Origin of the sequence: Mesorhizobium sp. M2E.F.Ca.ET.209.01.1.1, from assembly GCF_004010375.2 — a bacterium.
GTDB lineage: Bacteria > Pseudomonadota > Alphaproteobacteria > Rhizobiales > Rhizobiaceae > Mesorhizobium.
The window spans coordinates 1-528 of record NZ_SADP02000123.1 but is presented as its reverse complement, the minus strand read 5'-3'; the positions used below and the strand labels follow the sequence as shown (position 1 = coordinate 528).

The following is a 528-nucleotide window of genomic DNA, read 5'->3' as shown; positions in this document are numbered from 1 at the left end:
TAACGCTCGGCTGGGCAGTCCATGCCGAGCGTTATAATCCCTCACCGCGCCCCTATACCGGTCTGCCCGATCTCGACTATCCGTTTCACGATAAGGCCGTCACCGTCACCACCTGCGGCCGCATCTGCTACAATCGCAAGAAGATCAACCTCAGCCTCGTCTTCGCCGGTCAGACCGTCGGCATCAAACAGGTCGAAGACAATATCTGGCTGGCCAGCTTCAGGGACTATGATCTGGGCTATTTTGATGACGAGACATGCAGGCTCGGACCACTCCACAACCCCTTCGGGCCAAAAGTGCTACCCATGTCTCCGGTATAAACCGTAACCTATGTGTCCGGAACGGACCAAGAGGGGATGGTGCCCAGAGGCTGAAAAGGCAGAGCGCCGGAAAAACCGAGCAGAATCAATGGCAGGCCAACCCATTTTGGCTGGCCTGTGGGCGAGCAGTCGAGCCCGTCCGGTCCGCTGGTCGCCAGCGCCACGAAGGGCGAGGCCTCGATAAAAGCGGCATATTCGGGAATCACAT

Annotated in this window: 2 pseudogenes; one reads left to right on the top strand and one right to left on the bottom strand. The window is 58.1% G+C overall.

The features are described 5' to 3' along the window. Positions 1–320, top strand: a pseudogene (locus EN852_RS34900) (integrase); the annotation flags it as partial. A gap of 113 nt (positions 321–433) precedes the next feature. On the opposite strand, the pseudogene EN852_RS34895 reads toward EN852_RS34900, so the two are convergent. After that, a pseudogene (locus tag EN852_RS34895) lies at positions 434–528 on the bottom strand (pyridoxamine 5'-phosphate oxidase family protein); the annotation flags it as partial.